Source organism: Stenotrophomonas sp. YJH_SMC_105-26, assembly GCF_059368915.1.
Genome location: NZ_JCAFSD010000001.1, coordinates 1,394,260 through 1,419,155, shown reverse-complemented (window position 1 = coordinate 1,419,155; position 24,896 = coordinate 1,394,260). Strand labels below are relative to the sequence as shown.

23 protein-coding genes are annotated in these 24,896 nt (G+C 66.8%); 18 read left to right on the top strand and 5 right to left on the bottom strand.

Translation table 11 applies throughout. The annotated features are described in order from the left end of the window. Positions 1-363 precede the first annotated feature (363 nt). From queF to AC5P7F_RS06460, 8 genes are all read left to right on the top strand, one after another. Complete coding sequence (gene queF / locus AC5P7F_RS06495; RefSeq protein WP_164077581.1) at positions 364-1,182, top strand: NADPH-dependent 7-cyano-7-deazaguanine reductase QueF; 819 nt, start codon at positions 364-366, stop codon at positions 1,180-1,182. 285 nt (positions 1,183-1,467) lie between these two features. Next, entirely contained in the window at positions 1,468-1,761 is a 294-nt protein-coding gene (locus AC5P7F_RS06490; protein ID WP_005419771.1) for a LysM peptidoglycan-binding domain-containing protein, read from the top strand. A gap of 45 nt (positions 1,762-1,806) precedes the next feature. Further along, a complete protein-coding gene (locus tag AC5P7F_RS06485) occupies positions 1,807-2,319 on the top strand; it encodes a hypothetical protein (RefSeq protein WP_014648644.1) in 513 nt (170 codons plus the stop codon). A gap of 915 nt (positions 2,320-3,234) precedes the next feature. Then, positions 3,235-5,457, top strand: coding sequence for an NADP-dependent isocitrate dehydrogenase (locus AC5P7F_RS06480; RefSeq protein WP_046432822.1), 2,223 nt, complete (start codon positions 3,235-3,237; stop codon positions 5,455-5,457). Positions 5,458-5,773: 316 nt separating this feature from the next. Continuing rightward, complete coding sequence (locus AC5P7F_RS06475; protein ID WP_053496027.1) at positions 5,774-6,739, top strand: hypothetical protein; 966 nt, start codon at positions 5,774-5,776, stop codon at positions 6,737-6,739. Continuing rightward, on the top strand, positions 6,732-7,280 hold the full coding sequence (locus AC5P7F_RS06470; RefSeq protein ID WP_014648641.1) for a GTP-binding protein: 549 nt from the start codon (positions 6,732-6,734) through the stop codon (positions 7,278-7,280). Before AC5P7F_RS06475 ends, AC5P7F_RS06470 begins: the two co-directional genes overlap by 8 nt. Then, positions 7,273-7,689, top strand: coding sequence for a roadblock/LC7 domain-containing protein (locus tag AC5P7F_RS06465; RefSeq protein ID WP_014648640.1), 417 nt, complete (start codon positions 7,273-7,275; stop codon positions 7,687-7,689). Before AC5P7F_RS06470 ends, AC5P7F_RS06465 begins: the two co-directional genes overlap by 8 nt. Before the next feature lie 53 nt (positions 7,690-7,742). Further along, the gene (locus tag AC5P7F_RS06460) at positions 7,743-8,102 is read left to right on the top strand and encodes a hypothetical protein (protein WP_014648639.1); all 360 of its coding nucleotides are present in this window, start codon (positions 7,743-7,745) and stop codon (positions 8,100-8,102) included. 74 nt (positions 8,103-8,176) lie between these two features. Here AC5P7F_RS06460 and AC5P7F_RS06455 read toward each other — a convergent pair whose 3' ends face one another. Continuing rightward, positions 8,177-8,923, bottom strand: coding sequence for a KilA-N domain-containing protein (locus AC5P7F_RS06455; protein WP_014648638.1), 747 nt, complete (start codon positions 8,921-8,923; stop codon positions 8,177-8,179). A 155-nt stretch (positions 8,924-9,078) separates the two neighbouring features. On the opposite strand from AC5P7F_RS06455, the gene aceK reads away from it, so the two are divergent. Then, complete coding sequence (gene aceK / locus AC5P7F_RS06450; RefSeq protein ID WP_111205609.1) at positions 9,079-10,809, top strand: bifunctional isocitrate dehydrogenase kinase/phosphatase; 1,731 nt, start codon at positions 9,079-9,081, stop codon at positions 10,807-10,809. An 80-nt stretch (positions 10,810-10,889) separates the two neighbouring features. Beyond that, positions 10,890-11,780: an energy transducer TonB gene (locus tag AC5P7F_RS06445; RefSeq protein WP_164077582.1), complete on the top strand. Its 891-nt coding sequence runs from the start codon at positions 10,890-10,892 to the stop codon at positions 11,778-11,780. 39 nt (positions 11,781-11,819) lie between these two features. Here the strand turns inward: AC5P7F_RS06445 and AC5P7F_RS06440 are convergent, their stop codons facing one another. From AC5P7F_RS06440 to trxA, 3 genes are all read right to left on the bottom strand, one after another. Continuing rightward, a complete protein-coding gene (locus tag AC5P7F_RS06440) occupies positions 11,820-13,394 on the bottom strand; it encodes a sensor domain-containing diguanylate cyclase (protein ID WP_032961682.1) in 1,575 nt (524 codons plus the stop codon). Positions 13,395-13,603: 209 nt separating this feature from the next. Further along, positions 13,604-15,349: a transcription termination factor Rho gene (rho, locus tag AC5P7F_RS06435; RefSeq protein WP_046429862.1), complete on the bottom strand. Its 1,746-nt coding sequence runs from the start codon at positions 15,347-15,349 to the stop codon at positions 13,604-13,606. Positions 15,350-15,576: 227 nt separating this feature from the next. Continuing rightward, positions 15,577-15,906: a thioredoxin gene (gene trxA, locus AC5P7F_RS06430; RefSeq protein ID WP_005411275.1), complete on the bottom strand. Its 330-nt coding sequence runs from the start codon at positions 15,904-15,906 to the stop codon at positions 15,577-15,579. Between the two features lie 508 nt (positions 15,907-16,414). On the opposite strand from trxA, the gene rhlB reads away from it, so the two are divergent. From rhlB to AC5P7F_RS06390, 8 genes are all read left to right on the top strand, one after another. Beyond that, the gene (gene rhlB, locus AC5P7F_RS06425) at positions 16,415-18,136 is read left to right on the top strand and encodes an ATP-dependent RNA helicase RhlB (protein ID WP_049439326.1); all 1,722 of its coding nucleotides are present in this window, start codon (positions 16,415-16,417) and stop codon (positions 18,134-18,136) included. A 164-nt stretch (positions 18,137-18,300) separates the two neighbouring features. Then, positions 18,301-18,987, top strand: a complete 687-nt coding sequence (ftsE, locus tag AC5P7F_RS06420; protein ID WP_014648630.1) for a cell division ATP-binding protein FtsE — start codon at positions 18,301-18,303, stop codon at positions 18,985-18,987. A gap of 3 nt (positions 18,988-18,990) precedes the next feature. Further along, a complete protein-coding gene (ftsX, locus tag AC5P7F_RS06415) occupies positions 18,991-19,938 on the top strand; it encodes a permease-like cell division protein FtsX (RefSeq protein WP_032961674.1) in 948 nt (315 codons plus the stop codon). Between the two features lie 7 nt (positions 19,939-19,945). Further along, positions 19,946-20,788 carry a response regulator gene (locus AC5P7F_RS06410; RefSeq protein ID WP_019660837.1) on the top strand — a complete coding sequence of 281 codons (843 nt, stop codon included), beginning with the start codon at positions 19,946-19,948 and terminating at the stop codon, positions 20,786-20,788. After that, positions 20,785-21,498, top strand: a complete 714-nt coding sequence (gene ung / locus AC5P7F_RS06405; RefSeq protein WP_005419723.1) for a uracil-DNA glycosylase — start codon at positions 20,785-20,787, stop codon at positions 21,496-21,498. Before AC5P7F_RS06410 ends, ung begins: the two co-directional genes overlap by 4 nt. A gap of 278 nt (positions 21,499-21,776) precedes the next feature. After that, complete coding sequence (gene rpoH / locus AC5P7F_RS06400) at positions 21,777-22,652, top strand: RNA polymerase sigma factor RpoH (protein ID WP_005411269.1); 876 nt, start codon at positions 21,777-21,779, stop codon at positions 22,650-22,652. Between the two features lie 175 nt (positions 22,653-22,827). Next, positions 22,828-23,211 carry a type II toxin-antitoxin system RelE/ParE family toxin gene (locus tag AC5P7F_RS06395; protein ID WP_239510517.1) on the top strand — a complete coding sequence of 128 codons (384 nt, stop codon included), beginning with the start codon at positions 22,828-22,830 and terminating at the stop codon, positions 23,209-23,211. Continuing rightward, positions 23,195-23,527, top strand: coding sequence for a helix-turn-helix domain-containing protein (locus tag AC5P7F_RS06390; protein ID WP_014648626.1), 333 nt, complete (start codon positions 23,195-23,197; stop codon positions 23,525-23,527). The genes AC5P7F_RS06395 and AC5P7F_RS06390 overlap by 17 nt, the downstream gene beginning before the upstream one ends. A gap of 78 nt (positions 23,528-23,605) precedes the next feature. Here the strand turns inward: AC5P7F_RS06390 and purD are convergent, their stop codons facing one another. Continuing rightward, on the bottom strand, positions 23,606-24,889 hold the full coding sequence (gene purD, locus AC5P7F_RS06385; RefSeq protein WP_164077585.1) for a phosphoribosylamine--glycine ligase: 1,284 nt from the start codon (positions 24,887-24,889) through the stop codon (positions 23,606-23,608). Positions 24,890-24,896: the final 7 nt, after the last annotated feature.

The following is a 24,896-nucleotide window of genomic DNA, read 5'->3' as shown; positions in this document are numbered from 1 at the left end:
CCGGACCCACCCCGCCTTCGACAGTGTCCCGCGGCTGTTGGTGCCCGCTGCTGTTGGTGGGTGCCGACCGTTGGTCGGCACGGCGGACGTAATGAACGTCTGAAGGATCGGATTCTGATTTTGATTTTCCTGATCTTTCCCGTGGTGGCGCGGGAAATTGTCCGTGGCCGGGAGGGTGGGTTGGCTGGGGGCGTGAGCCGCATGGATGCGGCGACCGAGCCTCCATGGATGGATTCACGGCGTCCCCCGGCCAACCCACCCTCCCGGCCAGCTCCTGTATCCGGCAACACAACCACCACGGAGGGGCTCCGCCGTTGGCCAGCCCGGCCGAAGGCCCGCCGCCCGCGCGATACAATGGCGCCCATGAACACCCCACAGGATTCCAGCCTCGGTCGCGAGGTCAGTTACCCGTCGCAGTACGATCCCGGCCTGCTGTTCCCCATCCCCCGCATCGGCGCCCGCGCCGAGATCGGCCTCGATGACGCCGCGCTGCCGTTCGTTGGCCACGACCGCTGGCATGCCTTCGAGCTGAGCTGGCTCGACGCGCGTGGCAAGCCGCAGGTCGCCGTCGCCACCGTGCAGGTGCCGTGCACCTCGCCGCGGTTGATCGAATCGAAGTCGTTCAAGCTGTACCTGAACTCCCTCAACAGCACCCGTATCGACAGCGCCGAGGCACTTCGTGGGCGCCTGGTGGCTGACCTGTCGGCCTGCGCCGGTGCGCCGGTCGAGGTCGAGTTCGGCCTGCCGGGCCTGCGTGAGACGCCGCTCGGCGAATCCATCGATGGGCTGGACCTGGAGATCGACTGCTACGGCCCGCCGCAGGCAGACTTCCTCGCCGCTGATGCCGGCGAGGTGGTGGAGGAAACCCTGGTCTCGGCGCTGCTGAAGTCCAACTGCCCGGTTACCGGCCAGCCGGACTGGGCCACGGTCAGCCTGCGCTACCGCGGGCCGAAGATCGACCGCGCCGGCCTGCTGCGTTACCTGGTCAGCTACCGCGAGCACGCCGAGTTCCACGAGCAGTGTGTTGAACGGATCTTCAGCGAGGTGTCTGCGCGCTGCCAGCCGCAGTGGCTGGAAGTGGAGGCCCGCTACACCCGTCGTGGCGGCCTGGACATCAACCCCTGGCGTGCCAGCCCGGGCATCGCCGCCCCGGCCGCGACCTACCGCGAACTGCGGCAGTAACCGCCACAGGCGGTTGCCCGTTGCGCCGGGCCATGCCCGGCGAGCGCCGGCCAGCGGCCGGCATTACCATGATTCGCAGGCGGTTACGGGTGGAGCCGGCCGCTGGCCGGCAATCGGCCAAGGCCGGATCCCCCTGGCACAGCCGGCCAGCGGCCGGCACTACCGGGCGTCCATTCCCCCGATTGTTCAGCCGCCCCGGGGGGCGGCTTCACATCTGCACCATCCCCATTTAACAACCTCCATGGCACCGTGCGAATTACGTAGTCATGCAGACGGGAGTTGTGGATGAGTACCGAGAAGAAGGCCGATTTCTCCGGCGTCAGTGGCAGTGTCGACAGTACCGCCGAGCAGGTGCCGAAGGCGGACTTCTCCGGCGTCAGCGCTTCGGTGGACAGCACCGCAGACGTTGTCAGCGGCGGCACCTATACCGTGCAGAAGGGTGACTCGCTGTCGAAGATCGCCAAGCAGCATCTGGGCGACGCCAATGCCTGGAAAAAGATCTTCGAAGCCAACCGCGATGTGCTTGATGACCCGGACAAGATCTTCCCGGGCCAGACCCTGAAACTGCCGCCGAAGTAAGCCGGCCATCGAACGCCGTCCGACAATCCCTGGGAGGAACCCCGAATGATCAAGACCACCCCGCTACAGACCGCCCTGATCGCCGCCCTGCTGGGCAGCGTTGCCCTGGTCGGTTGCAAGAAGAAAGAAGAGTCGACCGACAGCAACGCCGCTCCGGCAGCGACCGCCCCGGCCGAACCCGCAGCTCCCGCGCCGATGACCGGCGCACCGCCGCCGATGGCCGAAGCCGCTGCGGTCAACGTCTCGTCGGTCACCGTCGGCAAGACCGCCGCCGCCGACAAGTCGGTTGCGACGACGGCTTTGTTCGCACCGAAGGATGACATCATCGTCTCGGTCAAGACCGACGGCGCTGCAAACAACGTCACCGTTGGCGCCAAGCTGACCTATCAGGACGGCCAGGTAGCCGGCGAACAGAACGCCACCCTGAACACCAGTGGTGCGGAAACCACCAACGTCACGTTCAAGAATGCAAAGGGCTGGCCGGCCGGCAAGTACCGCGCCGAGGTCACCGTCGATGGCAAGGCGGCCGGAACGCCGCAGGAGTTCGAGGTCAAGTAAGTCCTGCCGACTCTCTCCCGGCAGGGCTCACGATGGACGCAGCCGCGAGGCTGCGTCCTTTTTTGTTGGGCGATGCCCGCTTTAGGGAGGCTAGCGGGGTACGCTGAACGGAACACGGACAGGTCGGGGGACAGCATGCTCAGCTGGATTGCGCTCACACTCGCAATGGGCCCCGCGAATCTCTGGAGCTACGGCTGCGACCACTTCCTATACGGCGCCTGTGTGCGGGTGCCGACAGACATGTCCGTGACCTACGAGGCACCTGTTGACTTTGGTCTGCACCGCATCAGGCGTGATGGTAGGGAAGTCGCCTTGATCTACGAGGGAGATGCCCCCGAAAAGCCTGTGCCAGGAAGCACGCCGGATCTGCGCATCACGGATGGCGGATATGTCGTGTCGGGGTATGCAAGGGCGGAAGGACCTTCCACCCGGTACGACGTCTACGTTCGACCCGGATCATCTGGTGCCGGTTCGCTGCACATCCGAGGCTCTGCAGCGACGGCTGATGAACTCGCCAGCCTGGCCGCCGTCGTTGGGGGATTCCGAATCTGCAACTTCCAGCAAAGCAAGCGCTCGCAGACATTGATCTGTCCAAGGCGTGCCGAGTGGGGGCCGCGATTGTCGGAGTGGGTCATGCGTGCCTCAAGGAGCGGGAAGTCGAATTAGCCATCAAGCCTCAGCTTCCTGACCGGAAGCGAGCCAACGACGAAACACAGCGGTCCAGTACCGCCGCGTATGGCGCGGCTTTGCCCCGCGCGGCTGAAAACGCGACAATGCAGGGGTTTCCCCGCCGCGCGCCCACCCTGACGGCGACGGGGGAAAGCGTGGGGCCCGGCCCCGCGCGCGAACGGTTGCACGTGGCCCGGCGCTGGCGCCGGCCTTCCCCTGAGCACTCCTACAGAGTCCAAGTCCCCCATGTCCAAGATTCTCTACACGCTGACCGACGAAGCACCGTTCCTGGCCACCCAGTCGCTGCTGCCGATCGTCGGCGCCTACACCGCCACCGCAGGCATCGTGGTGGAAACCCGTGACATCTCGCTGTCCGGCCGCATCCTGTCGCTGTTCCCTGAACTGCTCAGCGACGCGCAGAAGGTCAGCGACGACCTGGCCGAGCTGGGCCAGCTGGCGACCACCCCGGACGCCAACATCATCAAGCTGCCGAACATCTCCGCCTCGGTGCCGCAGCTGAAGGCGGCCATCAAGGAACTGCAGGACCAGGGCTATCCGCTGCCGGATTACCCGGAAACCCCGGCCGACGACCAGCAGCGCGACTACAAGGCGCGCTACGACAAGGTCAAGGGCAGTGCGGTGAACCCGGTGCTGCGCGAAGGCAACTCCGACCGCCGTGCACCGCTGTCGGTGAAGAACTACGCGCGCAAGCATCCGCACCGCATGGGCGCCTGGGCGTCGGATTCGAAGTCGCACGTCGCGCACATGGCCGCCGGTGACTTCTACGGCAGCGAGAAGTCGGCCACCCTGGCCAACGCCGGTTCGCTGAAGATCACCTTCCACGGCAAGGACGGCAGCGCCGTCGTGCTGAAGGAAAAGACCGCAGTGAAGGCGGGCGAGATCGTCGATGCCGCCGTCATGAGCCGCAAGGCACTGGCCGCGTTCATCGGCGAGCAGATTGCCGATGCCAAGGCCCAGGGCGTGCTGTTCTCGCTGCACCTGAAGGCGACCATGATGAAGGTCTCCGACCCGATCATGTTCGGCGTGGCGGTGAACGAGTTCTACAAGGACGTACTGACCAAGCACGCCGACGTGCTGAAGCAGGCCGGTTTCGATGCCAACAACGGCATTGGTGACCTGGCTGCGCGCCTGCCGTCGCTGCCTGAAGCCACCCGCGCCGCGATCGAGGCCGACCTGGCCGCCGAGTACGCGCAGCGCCCGGGCGTGGCCATGGTCAATTCGGACAAGGGCATCACCAACCTGCACGTGCCGAGCGACGTGATCGTCGACGCCTCGATGCCGGCGATGATCCGCGACTCGGGCAAGATGTGGAATGCCGAAGGCAAGCTGCAGGACACCAAGGCGGTCATTCCGGACCGCTGCTACGCCGGCGTGTACCAGGCCGTCATCGACGACTGCAAGGCGCACGGTGCCTTCGACCCGGCCACCATGGGTTCGGTGCCGAACGTCGGCCTGATGGCGCAGAAGGCCGAGGAGTACGGCTCGCACGACAAGACCTTCCAGATCGCCGCCGATGGCGTGGTCAAGGTCACCGATGATGCCGGCGCCGTGGTATTCGAGCACGCCGTGGAAGCCGGTGACATCTGGCGCATGTGCCAGACCAAGGACGCGCCGATCCAGGACTGGGTCAAGCTGGCCGTCGAGCGCGCCCGCCTGAGCAGCACCCCGGCCGTGTTCTGGCTGGACGCCGCCCGCGCCCACGACGCGCAGGTCATCGCCAAGGTCGAGCAGTACCTGAAGGACCACGACACCACCGGCCTGGACATCCGCATCCTGCCGCCGGTGGAAGCCACCGCGTTCTCGCTGGACCGCATCCGCAAGGGCGAGGACACCATCTCGGTGACGGGCAACGTGCTGCGTGACTACCTGACCGACCTGTTCCCGATCATGGAACTGGGCACCAGCGCCAAGATGCTGTCGATCGTGCCGCTGATGGCCGGTGGCGGCCTGTTCGAGACCGGTGCCGGTGGTTCGGCCCCGAAGCACGTGCAGCAGTTCGTTGAAGAGGACTACCTGCGTTGGGATTCGCTGGGTGAGTTCCTGGCCCTGGCCGCGTCGCTGGAACACCTGGGCAACCGCTACGACAACGCCGCTGCCCGTGTGCTGGCCAAGGCGCTGGACGAAGCCAACGGCCAGTTCCTGGACAACGACAAGTCGCCATCGCGCAAGCTGGGTGGCATCGACAACCGTGGCAGCCACTTCTACATCGCGCTGTACTGGGCCCAGGCCCTGGCCGCGCAGGACGAGGACGCCGCCCTGAAGGCGCGCTTCGCCCCGCTGGCCAAGACGCTGACCGACAACGAGCAGAAGATCGTCGAAGAGCTGATCGCAGTGCAGGGCAAGGCCGTGGACATCGGTGGCTACTACCGCCCGGACGTGGCCAAGGCCAGCAAGGCGATGCGCCCGAGCGCGACCTTCAACGCCGCGCTGGAGCAGCTGCGCGGCTGATCCACTGCCGTTCGGCCGTGACACCGGAACCCGCGCTTCGGCGCGGGTTTCTTTTTATGGCGCTGGGGTCAGATTCCTTTTGCAAGCAAAAGGGATCTGACCCCATTCGACCCGTGTCCAGAACCGTGACATCCGTCGGTCGTCGGAATGCCGTCAACGGGGCATGAAACTTGCCCGCGATGGCGGTCGCAGAATGGATCGGCGCGGTTTCGCAGTCGCCTTGAATCTGAGCAATCGATCACGACGGCCGCCGCTGGCGATGCCCTAGCCTTGGCGACGCGAGGCCACCGGGGAGGTGGCCGCACGGGGAACACGGATGGCACGCGTGCTGGTAGTGGGAACCGATATCCAGGGCGAGCAGGCCCTGCTGCAACGGCTGCGCCTGGCCTCGGCGCTGCCGGATGGCCAGGTCCGCCGCAGCCAGGATCTGGACGATTGTGATCTGCTGGTCATCCGCGATACCCCGGCGCTGCGCAACGCCGCCCAGCGCATGCGGCAGCAACGTCCGCGCCTGCAGTGCTGGATCGAGGACATCGGCGGCCAGCTGCGTGATGGCGACGGGCATCAGGACGTGCTTGATGACGGTGCCATCGGTCGCGCGTTGCGTCGCATGCAGTTGGCACCGGAGCCCCTGGCCATGCAGACACCTGCGCCGATCCGCCTGGCAGATGGCGCGCACGCCATCACCCGCCTGCTGCGCGAGCGGCTGCCGCTGCGACAGGGCCAGGCACTGCTGGGTGATGCGGGCGAGCCTCTGCTGCTGATGGATCTGGAGCACGATCAGGCCGTGCTGTTGCAGGAGCCGGCTGCGGCGCTGGTGGAGCGGCTGGCCGATGCCTTTGAGCGCCTGCAGCTGGACGCGCTGACACCGGCGCGCCTGCAGGCCCTGGCCGGCGAGCGGCCACGCCAGCCGCTGCGGCCACTGCTGTGGCAATGGGCGCAACGCAGCCGCCATTGGCAGGCGCTGGACGAGCGCCTGCGCGGCGCCTCGGTGAAGCTGCTGCGCTGGCCGGACTTCCGCGTACTGGGCCATGACCACGATGGCTTCCGCCTGTGCTCGCTGCTGCTCAAGCGTGCGTGCACGGTTGAGGAATGCGCGATGCTGCTCGAACTGCCGGCGGCGGCCGTTCGCGATTTCATCCATGCCGCCTATCTGTGTGGCTACGCGCAGCTGCAGGCCGCCCCGGCGACGCTGATGATGGCGGCGGGTGGCACCCGCACCGACAACGGACTGCTCGCCCGCCTGTGGCGGCACCTGCGCGGGAGCGAGCGCAATGCGTGAGCACAAGGTGGTCGTGCTGGGCGGCATGGGCAGCGGCAAGTCGACGCTGGTACGCAGCATCGCGGCTGGCGCGGTGGTCGACACGGATGTGGCCAACAGTGATCGCCTCGGCGCCGACAAGGCCTCCACCACCGTGGCGCTGGACTATGCAGACATCGACCTGCCCAACGGCGAACGCCTGCGTCTCTACGGCACACCCGGCCAGCAGCGTTTCGATTTCCTGTGGCCGATCCTGCTGCAGGGCGCGCGTGGCGCGGTGCTGCTGCTGGATGCGCGCCGCGCCGGCCTGGCCAGCGAGCTGGAAGGCTATCTGCAGGTGCTGCAGCCGTTCGCATCATCCTTGGCACTGGTCGTGGCGGTCACCCACCTGGACCAGGCACCGCAGGCCGCACTGGATGACTGGGCCATCCGTGCCTGCCTTGACGACCAGCCGCTGCCGCTGCTGGCCGTGGATGCCCGTGACCGAGGACAGGGACTGCTGCTGATGGATGTACTGATGAGCGAAATGGAAGCGCACGCACTGGTGGCTGCACATGGCTGACGGGCAGCTGGCGGTACTGCCCGACGCCGGTCAGCGTGAGCGCCTGCAGCCCCTGCTGCAGGACCTGCAGCAGCGGGTCGAAGGCGTGCGCACGGTCGTGCTGGCCAGCGTCGATGGCTTTGCCCTGGTCAGCGCCGGCGCCGAAGGGCGCGGCGAACGGCTGGCGGCGATGACCAGCGCGATGCTGGCGCTGGCTGCGGCGGTCGGGCGCGAACTGGTGCTGGGCGATCTGCAGACACTGATGCTGGAAGCGGCGGGCGGAAAGGTGCTGATGCTGGCGATCCAGGCCGAAGGGCGCGCACCGTTGCTGCTGATGGCGGCCTGCGACCAGCGCAGCGTGATCGGCCAGGTGCTGTGGCAGAGCAGGGAATGTGGCCAGGCGATCCTGGCCGAACTCGGCGGATCGTGAGCCCGGCCGCAGGGGAACAAGGGGCTCGGACCAACATCGACAAGGGGTGCGACGTGGCTGGATTGAATGATTCGTTGAACGCACTGATGGGCATCGACGGCGCGCAGGCAGTGGCGCTGGTCGATTACGAAAGCGGCATGCTGCTGGGCGAAGCCGGTGCTGGCATGGACATGGAAGTGGCCGCCGCCGGCAATACCGAAGTGATCCGCGCGAAGATGAAGACCGCCGCATCGCTGAACCTCAACGACAGCATCGAGGACATCCTGATCTCGCTGGGCAAGGCGTACCACATCATGCGCCCGGTGGCGAAGAAGAAGGGCCTGTTCTTCTACATCGTGCTGGACCGTACCAAGTCCAACCTGGCATTGGCCCGGCGCAAGGTGCAGGACGTGGAGGCCGAACTGGCGATCTGAGCGGCCGCCTCCGTAGCGCCGGACCATGCTCGGCTGCTTCCAGCCGAAGCAGCCGAGCACGTTCGGCGCTGCCTTCAGGCTGCTGGAAGCAGCAGTGCAGAGACGAACGAGAGAGCCTTGCTGTCGCGTGCGGCGAAGTACCTGGGCGCATGATCTGGCAGCCACACTTCGTTGAAGTGGCGGCGGAAGTCCTCGTAGAACTCGTTGGGATACAGCTTGGCCTGCACCGTGCGGCCGTCCGGGTAGGCGTGGTCATAGGTGGGCAGCGCATCGGTGTCGACGCCGCGATGATCCCTCAGCCATTTGCAGAACAGTCGGCCTTCGGAGATGTCCGGCACCAGCGCCTGCGGGAGCGTATAGCCCGCCTGCTCCAGCGGTGCGATCAGGTTCAACGTCAGCTCGTTGAGCATCGAGAAATGGGTGTACGGCACCTTGGCACGGTTCTGCATGTAGCGGTCGATGTGCACGGGCAGCAACGCATTGGCGCGACCCTGCTGCCATTCCACCACCCACTGCGAGACCTTCACTGCGAACCTGCGCGACAGCCACTGGCCGAGGTGGATGGCGAGGTACGGGTGGATCCAGGTGCCCTGCATGGCCGGGTTCCCACCGGATACCACGTGGATCAGCTCATTCTCGGACAGCTTCGTCTGCGCCATGAGCTCCTGCAGGAACTCCTCCGTCGATTTCAGTGCCCGGTAGTCGGACCAGCGCTTGCCGACGGACTGGCACAGGGCGGTCGCGCTGATGTAGCCGTCGCGGGCGCGCTGCGGGATGACGTTGCCTTCCTCCACGCGCGGAATAAAGGTCATTTGCTGCATGCGTCACCTCGTGCCGTTGTTGGGCCTGAAAGGGTAGGCAGCAGGGAGGCATCAGGTCTGTAGGAATCGTTGCGTTTGTCGCGGCATGCAGTGGCCCTACACAAGCCACCCCACGCCAGCGTATGGTGAGGCAGGTCCTCCCGGGTGAGCCCTGCATGTCCGAGCCTGACACCGTTGCCGACTTGGCGTCGCGCATCGCCGGCGCCATTCACGCCGGCTTCGAGCAGTATCACGCCCGCTTTGCGGCGATCACCGCCCGTGCGCGGCAGCGTTTCGAGCAGCGCGACTGGGTGGGCGCGCGCCGGGATGCAGTCGAGCGCATCGCGTTGTACGACCTGTGCATCGCCGACCAGATGGATGCGCTGCGGCGCCTCGCCGGCGAAGCGATCGGGGAACGCGCGCTGTGGCTGCAGGTGCATGCGCGCTATAGCGCACTGCTGCGGGGGCTGATCGACGCCGAGCTGTACAAGACCTTCTACAACACGCTGTCGCGGCGCTTGTTCTCCACCCGTGGCGTGGACCCGGCGCTGGAGTTCATCGCCTTCGATGTCGAGCCGTCCGATGCGATCACCCACCCGGTCGCACGGCATACCTATGCGGTCTCGCCGACGCGGCCGGTGGAGGCTCTCCAGCGCGTGCTGGCCGATTACCGCTTCGACATTCCGTATGCGCACCAGCTGCGCTGCGCGGCGGCCATCGCTGTGCGCCTGCAGGATGATCTGGCCCACTGGGGTGATACGCCGGTGCGCAGCATCGAGCTGCTCGACACCGTGTTCTACCGGGAGCGCCGCGCCTACCTGGTGGGTCGCGTGTTCGGCGAACACCGCTTCTCACCGTGCGTGATCGCCCTGGTCAACGATGGGCAGGGCCTGCGTGCAGATGCGGTGCTGACCCGGCGTCGCGATGTCGCCCATCTGTTCGGCGTGTCGCGCAGCTATTTCCAGGCCGACCTTGCCACGGTGGGCGATGCGGTGGTGTTCCTGCGCAGCCTGTTGCCGGGCAAGCCCATCGATGAGATCTATACGGTGCTGGGCCGCGCCAAGCAGGGCAAGACCGAGCGCTACCGTACCTTCTTCCGCCACTTCAACGAACATCCGCAGGAGCGGCTGGTGCATGCCGAAGGCACGCCGGGCATGGTCATGGCGGTGTTCACCCTGCCCAGCTATCCGCTGGTGTTCAAGCTGATCCGCGACCGCTTCGCGTGGCCGAAGTCGATGTCGCGGCAGCAGGTGGAAGAGAAGTATGCGCTGGTGTTCAACCTCGACCGTGTCGGTCGCCTGCTTGATGCGCAGCCGTACCGCCATCTGCGTTTCCCGCGCGACCGCTTCGCACCGGCCTTGCTGCAGGAGCTGCTTGCGCAGTGCGCGCAGAGCGTGCGCGTCGATGGCGATCAGGTGGAAGTCGCACTGTGCTACGTGCAGCGTCGCTTCCGTCCATTGAACCTGTACCTGCGCGAGCAGGGCGGCGATGCGGTGCGTGCGGCGGTACTCGACTACGCGCAGGCGATCACCGACATGGCGCGCAACAACATCTTCCCCGGCGACATGCTGCCGAAGAACTTCGGCGTATCGCGGCATGGCCGGGCAGTCTTCTACGACTATGACGAGCTGTGCCTGGTCAGCGACTGCGTCTTCCGCGCCTGGCCGCAGCCGCGCACGCCGGAGGAAGCCATGGCCGACGAACCTTGGTTCCACGTCGGGCCACGCGACGTGTTTCCAGAGCGCTTCGGCCCGTTCATGGGCCTGCCGGCGGGCGAGCTGGCGGCGGTGCGCGAACATTACCGGCACCTGTTTGATCCCGCGTGGTGGCAGGGCCTGCAGGCGCGCTTCGCCAGCGGTGATTATCCGGATACCCCGCCCTATGCGGCGGTCCATCGCCTGGCCTGAACGGCGTGGCGTGGACTGCCTGCCGGTCCCGCTCGGACTGCGGTACGCTCGGGGTTCACCTCATCACCATGGATCCGGCAATGATGCGTTCCCCCCTGTTCCTTGCGCTGGCCCTGGCGTTCGCCGCCGGTGCTCCCCTGCTGCCGGCCGATGCCATGGCCCAGAACGCGCGCGCCGTGCGCGCCACTGCCGAGATGAGCATGGTGCTGTCGGGCAGTATCGACGTGGCGGCCGATGGTTCGGTCAGCACGCTGGTCCTGGACCAGCGTGCCATGCTCGCACCCGGCATCGTGTCGTTCGTGGAAGGCGCCATCCGCGGTTGGCAGTTCGAACCGACGCTGCGTGATGGTACGCCGGTGGCCGTCCACGCGCCGCTGCGCGTACGCCTGCGTGGCAAGGAGCAGGAAGACGGCAACTACCAGATCAGCATGACCAGCGTCGACTTCAGTGAATATGATCCGAAGGCTACCGATTCGATCACCCAGAAGCGCATGCCGCCGCCGCGCTACCCCGAAGAGGCCTTCCGCAATGGCGGGCAGGGTGACGTACTGCTGCTGGTCAAGGTCGCACGCGACGGCACCGTGGCCGATGTCATTGCCGAGCAGGTGAACATGACCGTGGTCGCACCGGAACGGACCATGGCCAGGATGCGCGACATCTTCGCCAAGGCCAGTATCAGTGCGGCCCGCAAGTGGACCTTCTCGCCGCCGACCACCGGCGAGGACAGCACGCGGGATTCATGGACCGTGCGCGTGCCGGTCACTTTCGCCCTGAACAACAGCGACAACGGCCAGCCGGAACGCTACGGCCGCTGGCGTGCCTTCATCCCCGGCCCGCGCCAGGCCGCACCCTGGCGCACGCCGGATGGCGCCGGACAGGCGGGAAGTGATCTGCTGCCGGCCGGCGGCGTGTACATGGTCGATGGCACCCAGCGCGGCCTGCGCCTGCTGACGCCGCTGGCGCAGCGCTGAGCCCGGTGCGATGGAGCGGTCGGCCAGGCCGGCCGCTTTTCAGTCCGCGTACGGGTAGACCACCACGCGGTTGCGGCCCTGTTCCTTGGCCATGTACAGGGCCTTGTCGGCCAGCCGCAGCGCCTGCTCGGCATCGACATGGAAGCTGGGGAAGTGGGCCACGCCCAGCGACACGGTGATGGTGCCGACCGGCTCGAACGGATGATCGGCGATGTGCTGGCGCAGCCGCTCGCCGGCCTGGCGCGCCGAGTCGGTACTGATGCCCGGCAGCAGCAGCAGGAATTCCTCGCCACCGGCACGGCAGAGGATGTCGCTGTCGCGCGAGTAGCGGCGCATCTGGTCGGCGATATGGACGATGGCGGCGTCACCGACGTCATGGCCGTGGCTGTCGTTGATCGATTTGAAGCGATCGATGTCCAGCGCCAGGATCGCGAACGGAATGCCCTGCACCTGCAGCGCATCCAGCGCCTGCTGCAGGCCGCGGCGATTGAGCAGGCCGGTCAGCGGATCGGTACGGTTGGCGCGGTTGAGTGTGCCAATGCGGTCCTGCAGGGCGTTGAAGCTGTGCAGGACCGCCTGCTTGAGCTGGGCAACCTCGAAGTACCATGCGCGGATGCCGCTGACGTGGTTGATCGCGCTGCCGGTGTCCTCGCCACCCTGCACGTTGCGCGCCAGCTGCCACAGCGGCATCGAGATGCGCCGGGCGAACCACCAGGTGATCAGCAGTGACAGCAGGCCGAGCGGGATCGCGTTCCAGATCACCGCGGTCATCAACCGTGACAACGGCTGCAATGTGGCCTCGGTCGGCCGCTGGGCGATGATGCCCCAACCAGTGGCCGGTACCGGCGCGTAACCGGCCAGCATCGACACGCCCAGGTTGTTACGGACCTGCTGCGCGCCGCGCTCACCGCGCACCACCGCCTTCACCGCCGGGTTGCCGACCACGTAGTCGCCGACCCGCTTGCCGTCGGCGTGGTACAGCAGGCGGCCATGGCGGTCGACCACGTACAGGTAGGAGCCGTCGCGGTAGTAGTGCTTGCCCAGCAGCGTATGCAGCGCGCTGCGCTGGCGCAGGTACAGGGTGCCGCTGACGTAGCCGCGATAGTGGCCCTGGCGGTCGAAGATCGGGTGCGACAGCGAGACCAGCAGCTTGCCTGTGGTCGACTGGTACGGGTCGCTGATCATCGGCTGGCGTGCAGCCAATGCGGCATTGTTGCCGACGCTGTGCAGGATCTCGCCCTGCAGCTGCAGGGTCTGCGGCGAGGTGGCGATCACCAGGCCGTCGGCGTCCACCACCAGCGAGGAATTGAAGCTGTTGGTCTGCAGCTGCAGGCGGCTGGCCTCGTCCTGCGCCTGTGCCGGATCGAGGTCACTCTGGCCGAGCCGGGTGGCGGCGTAGGCCAGCTCCTGCTGTGCGGCCAGCAGGAAGTTCTGGGTGGTCTCGGCCAGCTTGGTGGCATAGACGCGGTTGGCTTCCAGGGTATTGCCGACCAGCTGGTCGCGCTGCACGCGGTAGCTGGCCAGCAGGGTATTGGCCAGGGCGATGATGGCGCTGAGCAGGGCCAGGGCGAGGATCAGCTTGCCCAGGTTGAGGCGGGGAGACAGCGTTCGCATGCGTCGACGGATCCGGCAGGAGGCTGGACCCGACCGGTTCTCCGGAAGGGGCGACAGCGGAATCGGTGGCCACGCCCGCAGGGCCGGGCAGGGTATCGGGCGGATTATCGCCAAAAGTCGGCGGCGGCAAAGTGAAGTGGGTCGCCCTGCAGGCAAAAAAAAAACCTGCCGCAGCGAGCGGCAGGTTCCTTTCGATGCAATGCCGTGGATCAGCGCTTCATCGAACCGAAGAACTCGTCGTTGGACTTGGTGTTCTTCATCTTGTCGAGCAGGAACTCCATCGCGGCCATTTCATCCATCGGATGCAGCAGCTTGCGCAGGATCCAGATCTTCTGCAGCAGTTCCGGCTCGATCAGCAGGTCCTCGCGGCGGGTGCCGGAACGGTTGATGTCGATGGCCGGGAACACGCGCTTTTCAGCAATGCGGCGGCTCAGGTGCACTTCGCTGTTGCCGGTGCCCTTGAACTCTTCGTAGATCACCTCGTCCATCTTCGAGCCGGTGTCGACCAGCGCGGTGGCGATGATGGTCAGGCTGCCGCCTTCCTCCACGTTGCGCGCGGCACCGAAGAAGCGCTTCGGGCGGTGCAGGGCATTGGCGTCCACGCCACCGGTCAGCACCTTGCCCGAGCTCGGCACCACGTTGTTGTAGGCGCGGGCCAGGCGGGTGATCGAGTCGAGCAGGATCACCACGTCCTTCTTGTGCTCGACCAGGCGCTTGGCGCGCTCGATGACCATTTCGGCCACCTGCACGTGGCGCGCGGCCGGCTCGTCGAAGGTCGAGCTGATGACCTCGCCGCGCACGGTGCGCTGCATTTCGGTCACTTCTTCCGGGCGTTCGTCGATCAGCAGCACGATCAGGTGCACGTCCGGATGGTTGGTGGTGATGGCAGTGGCGACCTGCTGCATCATCATCGTCTTGCCGGCCTTCGGCTGGGACACGATGAGCGAGCGCTGGCCCTTGCCCTGCGGCGCCATCAGATCGAGGATGCGGCCGGTAATGTCTTCCGACGAACCGTTGCCACGCTCCAGGGTGAAGCGGCGGCGCGGGAACAGCGCGGTCAGGTTCTCGAACAGCACCTTGTTCTTCGACGCTTCGATCGGCTCACCGTTGATGGTGTCGACGATGTTCAGCGCGAAGTAGCGCTCGCCGTCCTTCGGGAAGCGGATGCGGCCGGAGATGTGGTCGCCGGTGCGCAGGTTGAAGCGGCGGATCTGGCTGGGCGAGATGTAGGTGTCGTCCGGGCCGGCCAGGTAGCTGGCTTCGGCCGCGCGCAGGAAGCCGAAGCCGTCCGGCAGGATTTCCAGCACGCCATCGGCGGCAACGCCGTCGCCGTGGCGGGTCAGCACCTTCAGCAGGGCGAAGATCACGTCCTGCTTGCGGGCACGGGCCACGCCTTCGGAGATCTGCAGCTGCTCGGCGATCTCCAGCAGCTTCTGTGCCGGCATGCGCTTGAGGTCGCTCAGCGAGTAGACCGGGAAGCCCTCGGGCACGTTGGCGTGCGGGCGCGGCACGAAGGGCTGCTGCTCGCCGCCGTCCTGCGGCATGCCGTCATCGCGGCCACCGCGGTTGCGGTCGCGGTCGCGACGGTTGCGGAAACGGTCGCGGCGATTGCCCTGGCCCTGCTGGCCGTTCTGGTTGTAGGGGTTGTTGTTCTGACCCTGGCCCTGGTGCTGCCCACCGCCCTGGTGGTTCTGCTGGCGCTGTCCGGATTCGCGGCCTTCGCCACCCTCACCGCCGCCGGAGGCGGGGGCTTCAGTGGCAGGCGCGCTCGGCGCGGGGGCGGCTGCAGCCGGTGCCGGCGCTTCGGGCGCGGCTGCCAGCGGCAGGGTCGGTTGCGCCGGAGCGGCGCTGGTTTCGGCGGCTGCCGGGGCGGCGGCCTTGCTCACGCGGGGCTTGCGCACGCGCTTTTCGGCGGGCGCATCGGCGCTGCCGGTTTCGGAAGTGTTATCGGACAAGAGCGTTATTCCTCGCTTGAAGGTGCGAGCGCCCGGCTGGGGCGGCGAACGTTGGGAATGGGTCTGGAAGAAACTGCGTCCAGAGGGTGCGGCACGCGAGCGCGGCCGGATATGCCGACACTATCATCGGCCTGCGGCGGCATGCAAGGGTCGCCGGGAACAGCATTCATGATGGACGCGGGGCGCCCGCCGGCAGCCGCGGGCGGCGGCTGCCGGGAACAGCAGGATCAGGCCAGGGCCTTGTCCAGCAGGCCGGCCAGCTGGGCCTTGCCCACCGCACCGATCTGCTCGCCGACCTTCTCGCCGTCCTTGAACACGACCAGGTACGGAATCGAACGCACGTGGTACTTGGCGGCCAGTGCGCGGTTGTGGTCGACGTTGACCTTGGCGATCTTGGCGCGGCCCTGGTAGGCATCGGCCAGTTCGTCCAGCGCCGGGGCGATCATCTTGCAGGGGCCACACCACTCGGCCCAGAAATCGACCAGCACCGGTTCCTTGGAATTCAGCACTGCGCTATCGAAGTCGGCGTCGCCGACATGTACAACCTTGTCGCTCATCTTGGTTTCTCGTCTTGGATTGCACCCGGCCATGCCGGAGGTGGGTGAACTGGGCCATGCCCGGTGGCGCGACCCTCGTCGTTGCCTCGCGGCGCACTGCCGCGGTGCGTTCGGCGGGATGCCTGGACGCTCACGGCCGGCAGTGTACCCCTATCGCAGGGCAGGGACAGGCGCCGGTTGGAACCCAGCGTATCGTGATCGCTTCGATGGCCGGTATGTGTCGGATTTCACTGTCTTCCTGTACATGGGGCTGGCAGTGGGCGACACCAGCGAACCCGGGCAGGCCGTTCAAGTCCGGTGTGGCTGGGTGAAGGTGGCGTCTCTGGATGCCATGAGACGCCGCATTCCGGTTTGCCTGCCCGAGTGCGGTAAACTGGGGCATTGTGCGGCGCGCGGACCGGTGGTCCCAGCCTGCCAACCCGCCGCAGGGGCCGCAGTTTGCGACGGTGCCCCTAGACGATGAAGTGCCAGCCGCCCCACGGGCCGGCGGCCATACCAAGACGGACTCATGAGCGACAAACCGCTGACCGATTTGACCTTCTCCTCCTTCGAGCTGCATCCGGCCCTGCAGGCCGGCCTTGAAGGAGCCGGATTCACCCGCTGCACCCCGATCCAGGCGCTGACCCTGCCGGTCGCGCTGCCCGGCGGTGATGTTGCCGGCCAGGCCCAGACCGGCACCGGCAAGACCCTGGCCTTCCTGGTCGCTGTCGTGAACCGCCTGCTGACCCGCCCGGCGCTGGCCGACCGCAAGCCGGAGGATCCGCGTGCGCTGATCCTTGCCCCGACCCGCGAACTGGCCATCCAGATCCACAAGGATGCGGTGAAGTTCGGTTCCGACCTGGGCCTGCGTTTCGCGCTGGTCTACGGTGGCGTGGATTACGACAAGCAGCGTGAGCTGCTGCAGCAGGGCGTGGACGTGATCATCGCCACCCCGGGCCGCCTGATCGACTACGTCAAGCAGCACAAGGTGGTTTCGCTGCATGCCTGCGAGATCTGCGTGCTGGACGAAGCCGATCGCATGTTCGATCTGGGTTTCATCAAGGACATCCGCTTCCTGCTGCGCCGCATGCCGGAACGCACCATCCGCCAGACCCTGCTGTTCAGTGCCACCCTCAGCCATCGCGTGCTGGAGCTGGCCTACGAGCACATGAACGAGCCGCAGAAGCTGGTGGTCGAAGCCGAGACCATCACCGCTGCGCGCGTGCGCCAGCGCATCTATTTCCCGGCCGACGACGAGAAGATCCCGCTGCTGCTGGGCCTGCTGTCGCGCAGTGAAGGCGCGCGCACCATGGTGTTCGTCAATACCAAGGTGTTCGTCGAGCGCGTCGCCCGCTCGCTGGAAAAGGCCGGCTACCGCGTCGGCGTGCTGTCCGGCGACGTGCCGCAGAAGAAGCGTGAGAGCCTGCTCAACCGCTTCCAGAAGGGCCAGCTGGAAATCCTGGTGGCCACCGACGTGGCCGCGCGTGGCCTGCACATCGACGGCATCAAGTACGTCTACAACTACGACCTGCCGTTCGACGCCGAAGACTACGTGCACCGCATCGGTCGTACCGCGCGCCTGGGCGAAGAGGGTGATGCGATCAGCTTCGCCTGCGAACGCTACGCGATGGGCCTGCCGGACATCGAGGCCTACATCGAGCAGAAGATCCCGTCCGAGCCGGTCACCAAGGAACTGTTGACGCCGCTGCCGCGCCCGGAACGCCCGGCCCCGGCTGCTGGCGAGGAAGGTGAGGAGAACGAGAGCGTCGGCCAGATCTTCCGTGAAGCGCGCGAAGCCCGCGCCGCTGAAGAAGAGCGCCGTGGTGGTGGTCGCAGTGGGGGCCGCTCCGGCGGTGGCCGTGGCGAGCGTCGCGACGGTGAGCGCAGCGGCGAGCGCCGTTCGCGTGGCCCGCGCAAGCCGCGCGTGGAAGGCGAGCAGGTTGCAGCTGCCCCGGCCGAAGGTGCTGAAGCCGCTGTCGCCCAGGCTCCGCGTCCGCCGCGCCCGCCCCGCGCCGAGGGCGCGCCGGAAGGTGCCGTGGATGGCGAGCGCAAGCCGCGCAAGCGCCGTCGTCGTCGCCACGGCCGTCCGGTCGAGGGTGGCGAGGGCGTGCAGGCCAACGCCGGCAACGGCGCCAGCCCGGTGACCCCGGTGCAGGTGGTGGCCAAGCCGGTGCGCACGGCGGCCGACAGCGGCGATTCGTTCCTGACCCGCATCGGCCGCAAGATCCGCCGGATGCTGTCGGGCAGCTGATCGGCGCTGCCGATCAGCGGGAAGCCCCCGACCGCTGGTCGGGTGGCTTTGAACGGTAGTGCCGGGCGCTGGCCGGCAACCCACATGGCTGCCGGCCAGCGGCCGGCACTACCGATCGGCGCCACCGTCTCCACGAGGTCGCGCCGCTCCTGCATAATCGGGGCATGAGTGTCCTGCGCTTCGACAATGTCAGCAAACAGTACGCCGGTGGCCACGAGGCGCTGATCGATGTCAGCTTCGAGGTCGCGCCGGGCGAGATGCTGTTCGTCACCGGCCATTCCGGTGCGGGCAAGAGCACCCTGCTCAAGTTGATCCACCTCGACGAGCGGCCCAGCCGCGGCGCGGTGGTGTTCGACGAGCGCAACCTGCTGAAGGTGCGCGGCGGCGACGTGCCCCGCCACCGACGCGCGGTGGGCGCGGTCTACCAGGACCACCGGCTGCTGATGGACCGCTCGATCGCCGAGAACGTGGCGCTGCCGCTGATCCTGCGCGGCACCCGCCGTGGCGACATCAGCAAGCGCGTGCGCTCGGTGCTGGAGCGGATGGGCCTGGGCCATCGCGAGAAGGCGCTGCCCTCGCAGCTGTCGGCCGGCGAGCAGCAGCGCGTGGGCATCGCCCGCGCCATCGTCGGCGAGCCCAAGCTGCTGGTGGCCGATGAGCCGACCGGCAACCTCGACCCGACCCTGGCGGCGGAGATCATGGCCCTGTTCGCCGAGCTGCCCTCGCGCGGCACCAGCGTGCTGGTGGTCAGCCACGACCTGCCGCTGCTGCGCCGCATGCGCAAGCGCGTGCTGATCCTCGACCATGGCCGGCTGGTGGATGACATCTCGCCGCAGGACCTGGCGGAGTAACCGATGGCGAAGAACGAAAACAGCGAAGCCGCCGCCCCCTCGCGCGTGGGCGTCTGGTTCCAGCACCACGTGCACAGCGTGGTGTTCAGCCTGGGCCGCGCCTGCCGCAAGCCATGGGCGACCCTGCTGACGGTGATGGTCATGGCGCTGGCGCTGGCGCTGCCGCTGGGCCTGTCGATCGCGCTGGACAACCTCAAGCAGTTCGCCGGCAGCGTGCAGCAGTCGCGCGACATCAACGTGTTCCTGAAGGGCAACGTCGATGCACCCGGCGCGCTGCGCCTGGCCGGCCAGCTGCGCGACCGCGACGACGTGGCCGAAGTGAACGTGCGCACGCCCGAGCAGGGCCTGCAGGAACTGCGGGATGCCGGCCTGGGTGAGGCGATCGACGCACTCAACGACAATCCGCTGCCTTCGCTGCTGGTGATCACTCCCGGCCAGGGCAAGGACGACGCACGCCTGGCGCGCGCGCTGGAAAGCCTGCCCGAGGCCGATCTGGTGCAGCACGATGCGCTGTGGCGCCAGCGCCTGGATGCCTGGCTTGCCTTCGGTGCGCGGCTGGTGCAGGTGCTGTCGGTCCTGCTCGGCGCAGGTGCCGCGCTGGTGGTCGGCAACACGGTGCGCCTGGACATCCAGGCCCGCCGCGAAGAGATCGGCGTGCTGCAGCTGCTCGGCGCCAGCGATGGCTTCATCCGCCGCCCGTTCCTGTACCTGGGCGCGTGGTACGGCCTGGGCGCCGGCGCGGTGGCGCTGGCCCTGATCGGCGCTGCGGGTGCCGCCCTGCGCATGCCGCTGGCCGAACTCTCGCGCAGCTACGGCAGCCCGTTCGTACTGCACGGCCTGGACCTGCTGCACGGCGGCCTGGTCCTGCTCGGCACGCTGCTGCTGGGTTGGCTGGGCGCCTGGCTGGTCACCGGCCACTTCCTCCGCCAGACCCGCCCGACCGACACCTGAGACCGGCATGCAACCGCAAGCGCTGAAACACCTTGAAGGGCCCGCGACGCGGGTGATGGTGGTCGATGGCTCGAAGCTGGTGCGCAAGCTGATCGCCGACGTCCTGCAGCGTGACCTGCCGGGCGTGGAGGTGATCGGCTGCGACAGCATCGAGGACGCACAGCAGGCGCTGGCACAGGGGCCGGTGGACCTGGTGACGACCTCGCTGACCCTGCGCGATGGCGACGGCCTGGCGCTGGCGCGGATGGTGCGCGAAGCGGCCGGCCAGGCCTATGTGCCGGTGATCGTGGTCTCCGGCGATGCCCAGCAGCACCTGGAGCAGCGCCGCTTCACCGAGTACGTCACCGACTATTTCGACAAATCGCTCGGCCATGAAGCACTGGCGACCTTCATCCGCGGCTACGTGCAGCCGCAGACCATCCCCGGTGCCACCATCCTCTATATCGAGGACAGCCGCGTGGTGGCCGAGGCCACCAAGCGCATGCTGGAACGCCAGCAGTTGAACGTGCTGCACGTGGTCAGCGCCGAAGAAGCGTTCACCCTGCTCACCGCCGAGTCGCTGGGCCGCAGTCGCCACCGCATCGACCTGGTGCTGACCGACGTCACCCTGAAGGGCGAACTGAGCGGTCGCGACGTGGTGCAGCGCGTGCGCGTGGATTTCGGCTACGGCAAGCGCCGCCTGCCGGTGCTGGTGATGACCGGCGATGGCAACCCGCACAACCAGACCGGGCTGCTGCAGTCCGGTGCCAACGACCTGGTGCTCAAGCCGATCGAAGAACGGCTGCTGGTCACCAAGGTGCTGTTCCAGCTGAGGCTGGCCCGATTGAACGATGGACCTCTGTTGCGATGATGGATGAAGTAGCCGACACCCCGACGATCCAGCTGGAACCGAGCTGGAAGCAGCATGTCGGCGATTACCTGTTGCAGCCGCAGATGCGCGAGCTGTCCAGCTTCCTGCGCCAGCGCAAGGCCAGTGGCGCGGCGGTGTTCCCGCCCGGCCCGCAGATCTTCGCCGCGTTCGACGCCACGCCGTTCGAGCAGGTGAAGGTGGTGATCCTCGGGCAGGACCCGTACCACGGTCGCGGCCAGGCACATGGCCTGAGTTTCTCGGTGCCGCCGGGCGTGCCGGTGCCGCCGTCGCTGCTGAACATCTACAAGGAGATCGAGAGCGATCTCGGTATCCCGCGTCCGGACCACGGTTGCCTGATTCCGTGGGCGCAGCGTGGCGTGCTGCTGCTCAATGCGGTACTGACGGTGGAAGAGGGCAAGGCCGGTGCGCACCAGGGTCGTGGCTGGGAAGGCTTCACCGACCACGTGGTGGATGTGCTCAACCGCGAGCGCGAAGGGCTGGTGTTCATGCTCTGGGGCGCCTATGCGCAGCAGAAGGGCAAGGTGATCGACACCCGCCGCCATCGCGTGCTGAAGTCGCCGCATCCGTCGCCGCTTTCGGCCCATCGGGGCTTCCTCGGCTGTCGTCATTTCTCGATGGCCAACGAGTACCTGCAGCGCCGCGGCCAAGCCCCGATCGACTGGTCGCTGCCGCCGCGCTCGGCACTCTGAGGGCCGGCGGGCCGCTGGGCCTGAACACCGGGCAACGTTCCCGGGCCTGAATGGGCCTTCAGAACGGCCCGTTCAGCTCCGCTTGACCGGAATCGGCCGCTTTACGGCAGGTAATTGCTTGAATTCCAAGGGATTGTGAATCCCGAAAAGCATGCTCGCCACTGTCATCAAATCGCGCTACGGTAGGGCTCTGTTTGGGACCAGTGTTGCATCAATGGGATGCTGGAACTTTTTCCTCCTTTAGCAGTCCAAATCCCGGACTGCTAAGATGGGTGCCTATGAGCCAGAACACCTCTACTGCCCTTGTGGCAAACAATCTCCCGATTCCCAGTGCGCTCGGTTCGCTGGACGCCTACATCGGTGCCGTGCACCAGATCCCGGTGCTGTCGGTCGATGACGAACAGGACCTGGCCCGTCGCTTCCGCGACGGCAACGATCTGGACGCTGCCCGCGAGCTGGTGCATTCGCACCTGCGCTTCGTGGTGCACGTGGCCCGCGGCTACAACGGCTACGGCCTTGCCTTGGGCGACCTGATCCAGGAAGGCAACATCGGCCTGATGAAGGCGGTCAAGCGCTTCGACCCGGACATGGGCGTGCGCCTGGTCTCCTTCGCCGTGCACTGGATCCGTGCAGAGATGCACGAGTTCATCCTGAAGAACTGGCGCATCGTGAAGGTCGCCACCACCAAGGCGCAGCGCAAGCTGTTCTTCAACCTGCGCAAGTCGAAGACGCGCCTGGGCTGGATGAACGCGGCGGAAGTGAGCGCGGTGGCCAAGGACCTGAACGTGTCCGAGCGCGAGGTCATGGAAATGGAGTCGCGCCTGTCGGGTCGCGATATCGGGTTCGATGCGCCGACCGACGAGGACAACGAGCACGCGCCGCCGTCGCCGGCTGCGTTCCTGGTTGCCGATGACGAAGACCCGTCGATGGCCTACGAGCGCGAGGACAGCGAAGACAACCAGATGCAGCTGCTGCGCGAAGGCCTGGCGGAACTGGATGCCCGCTCGCGCGACATCATCCGCCGCCGCTGGCTGGACGCGGACAGCAAGGTGACGCTGCAGGAACTGGCCGACGAGTACGGCGTGTCGGCCGAGCGCATCCGCCAGGTTGAAGCGAACGCGCTGAAGAAGATGAAGGCGCTGTTCACCGCGTAAGCGGGAAGGCGTTGGAATGAAGAAAGGCCCGGCGGAGATGCCGGGCCTTTTTGTTTCTGGAGCGCATCCACGCATGGCGTGGATCAATCCTGGCGCCAGGGCGGCAGCTGCGCCGACCGGAGCATGCGCTGGACGCTGATTTTCACGCCGTACCACTCGGTGGCACGGTATGATCATGTCACGTGTCTTCCGCACTCGAAGCTTCAACCGCAGTACACGACGTTCTTCACTGACCGATAGAGCCTTGTGCCGCGCAGCGGTGGAAATGCGTCAAGGACTGATTGATGCAGATATAGGGGGCGGCCTTCTCAAAAAGCGGGTTGCGCTGCCGGGCCGCGGAAAGCGCGGTAGCGCCCGCGTTATTGTCGCAACTAAGGTGGGGCGCTACTGGTTCTTTCTCTTCTGCTACGAGAAGAACGCGCGCGCGACCATCAGTAGTGCGGAACGGGACGCCCTTCAGCTGTATGCGTCTGAGTTCTTGAGAATGAGCCCTGAACAGTTGGACAGGGCAGTTATCTGCGGAGAACTGCAGGAGATTTGCCATGACAAAGACGGTTGAACATGGACGTGCAAAGAGTGCGATCCTCGATGCGGTGCATGAAGGCGCGGCGGGCCTTTACGCCAGCGGCTTCATCGACAAGCGGCGCATGAGCATGTACGAGGCGCTTTGTCTGAGGCCTGTGCCCGAATACAGCAGCGCCCAGATCCGTGCACTTCGCACGTCGTTGGAACTTAGCCAGCCGGTGTTCGCAGGTGTGCTCAACACCAGCGTTTCGACGGTCCGTAGCTGGGAACAGGGCGGGAAGAAGCCGAGCGGGCCGTCGCTGAAGCTTTTGAACCTGATTGATCGGAAGGGTCTCGAAGCAGTCCTGTAAAGCAAAGGCCCGGCAATGCCGGGCCTTTGCTTTACTGTGGTATTCAATCCGCGCCATGCATGGAAGCGGGGGTGTGCCTCACCCCTCGCGTGCGATCGCGCGCCAACCAATGTCGTTGCGGTGGAACGCGTTGGCCCAGCTCACCTTGGCCACGCCGGCATAGGCATTGGCCTGCGCGTCGCGCACGCTGTCGCCCAGTGCGGCCACGCACAGCACGCGACCGCTCGCACTGACCACGTGGCCCTGCGCATCCAATGCCGTACCGGCATGGAACACCTTGGCACTGGCCGGCACGTCGTCCAGGCCGGAAATCACGTCACCGGTGATCGGCGCTTCCGGGTACGGCCTGGCCGCCAGCACCACGCCCAGCGACGGGCGCGCGTCCCACTGCGCTTCGACCTCATCCAGGCGGCCATCGATAGCCGCTTCCACCAGCTCGACCAGGTCCGACTGCAGGCGCAGCATCACTGGCTGGGTTTCCGGGTCGCCAAAGCGCACGTTGAATTCGATCACCTTCGGTGCGCCGCTGGCATCGATCATCAGGCCGGCGTAGAGGAAACCGGTGAACGGGATGCCGTCGGCGATCATGCCCTGCACGGTGGGGTTCACCACCTCGCGCATCACCCGTGCATGCACCTCCGGCGTCACCACCGGGGCCGGCGAATAGGCGCCCATGCCGCCGGTATTCGGGCCGGTGTCGCCGTCGCCGACGCGCTTGTGGTCCTGCGAGGTGGCCATCGGCAGCGCATGCACGCCGTCCACCATCGAAATGAAGCTGGCTTCCTCACCGTCGAGGAATTCCTCGATGACCACGCGCGCACCGGCATCGCCAAACGCGTTGCCGGACAGCATGTCACGCACCGCGTCCTCGGCCTCGGTCAGGCTCATCGCCACGATCACGCCCTTGCCGGCGGCCAGGCCATCGGCCTTGACCACGATCGGTGGGCCCTTCTCGCGCACATACGCCAGCGCGGCGTCCACGTCGCTGTGCACGGCGTAGTACGCGGTGGGGATGTTGTGGCGCGCCAGGAAGTCCTTGGCGTAGGCCTTGCTGCCTTCCAGCTGCGCGGCGGCGGCGGTTGGCCCGAAGATGCGCAGGCCGGCGGCGCGGAAGCGGTCGACCACGCCGGCCACCAGCGGTACTTCCGGGCCGACCACGGTCAGCGCTACGCCTTCGGCCTGGGCCAACGCCAGCAGGCCGTCGATATCGGTCACCTTGACTGCCACGTTGCGGCACGTGTCTTCGCTGGCGGTACCGGCGTTGCCGGGCGCCACGATCACTTCGGTGACACGGGAGGACTGGGCCAGCTTCCATGCCAGGGCGTGTTCGCGGCCGCCAGAGCCGATGACGAGGATCTTCATGGGACAG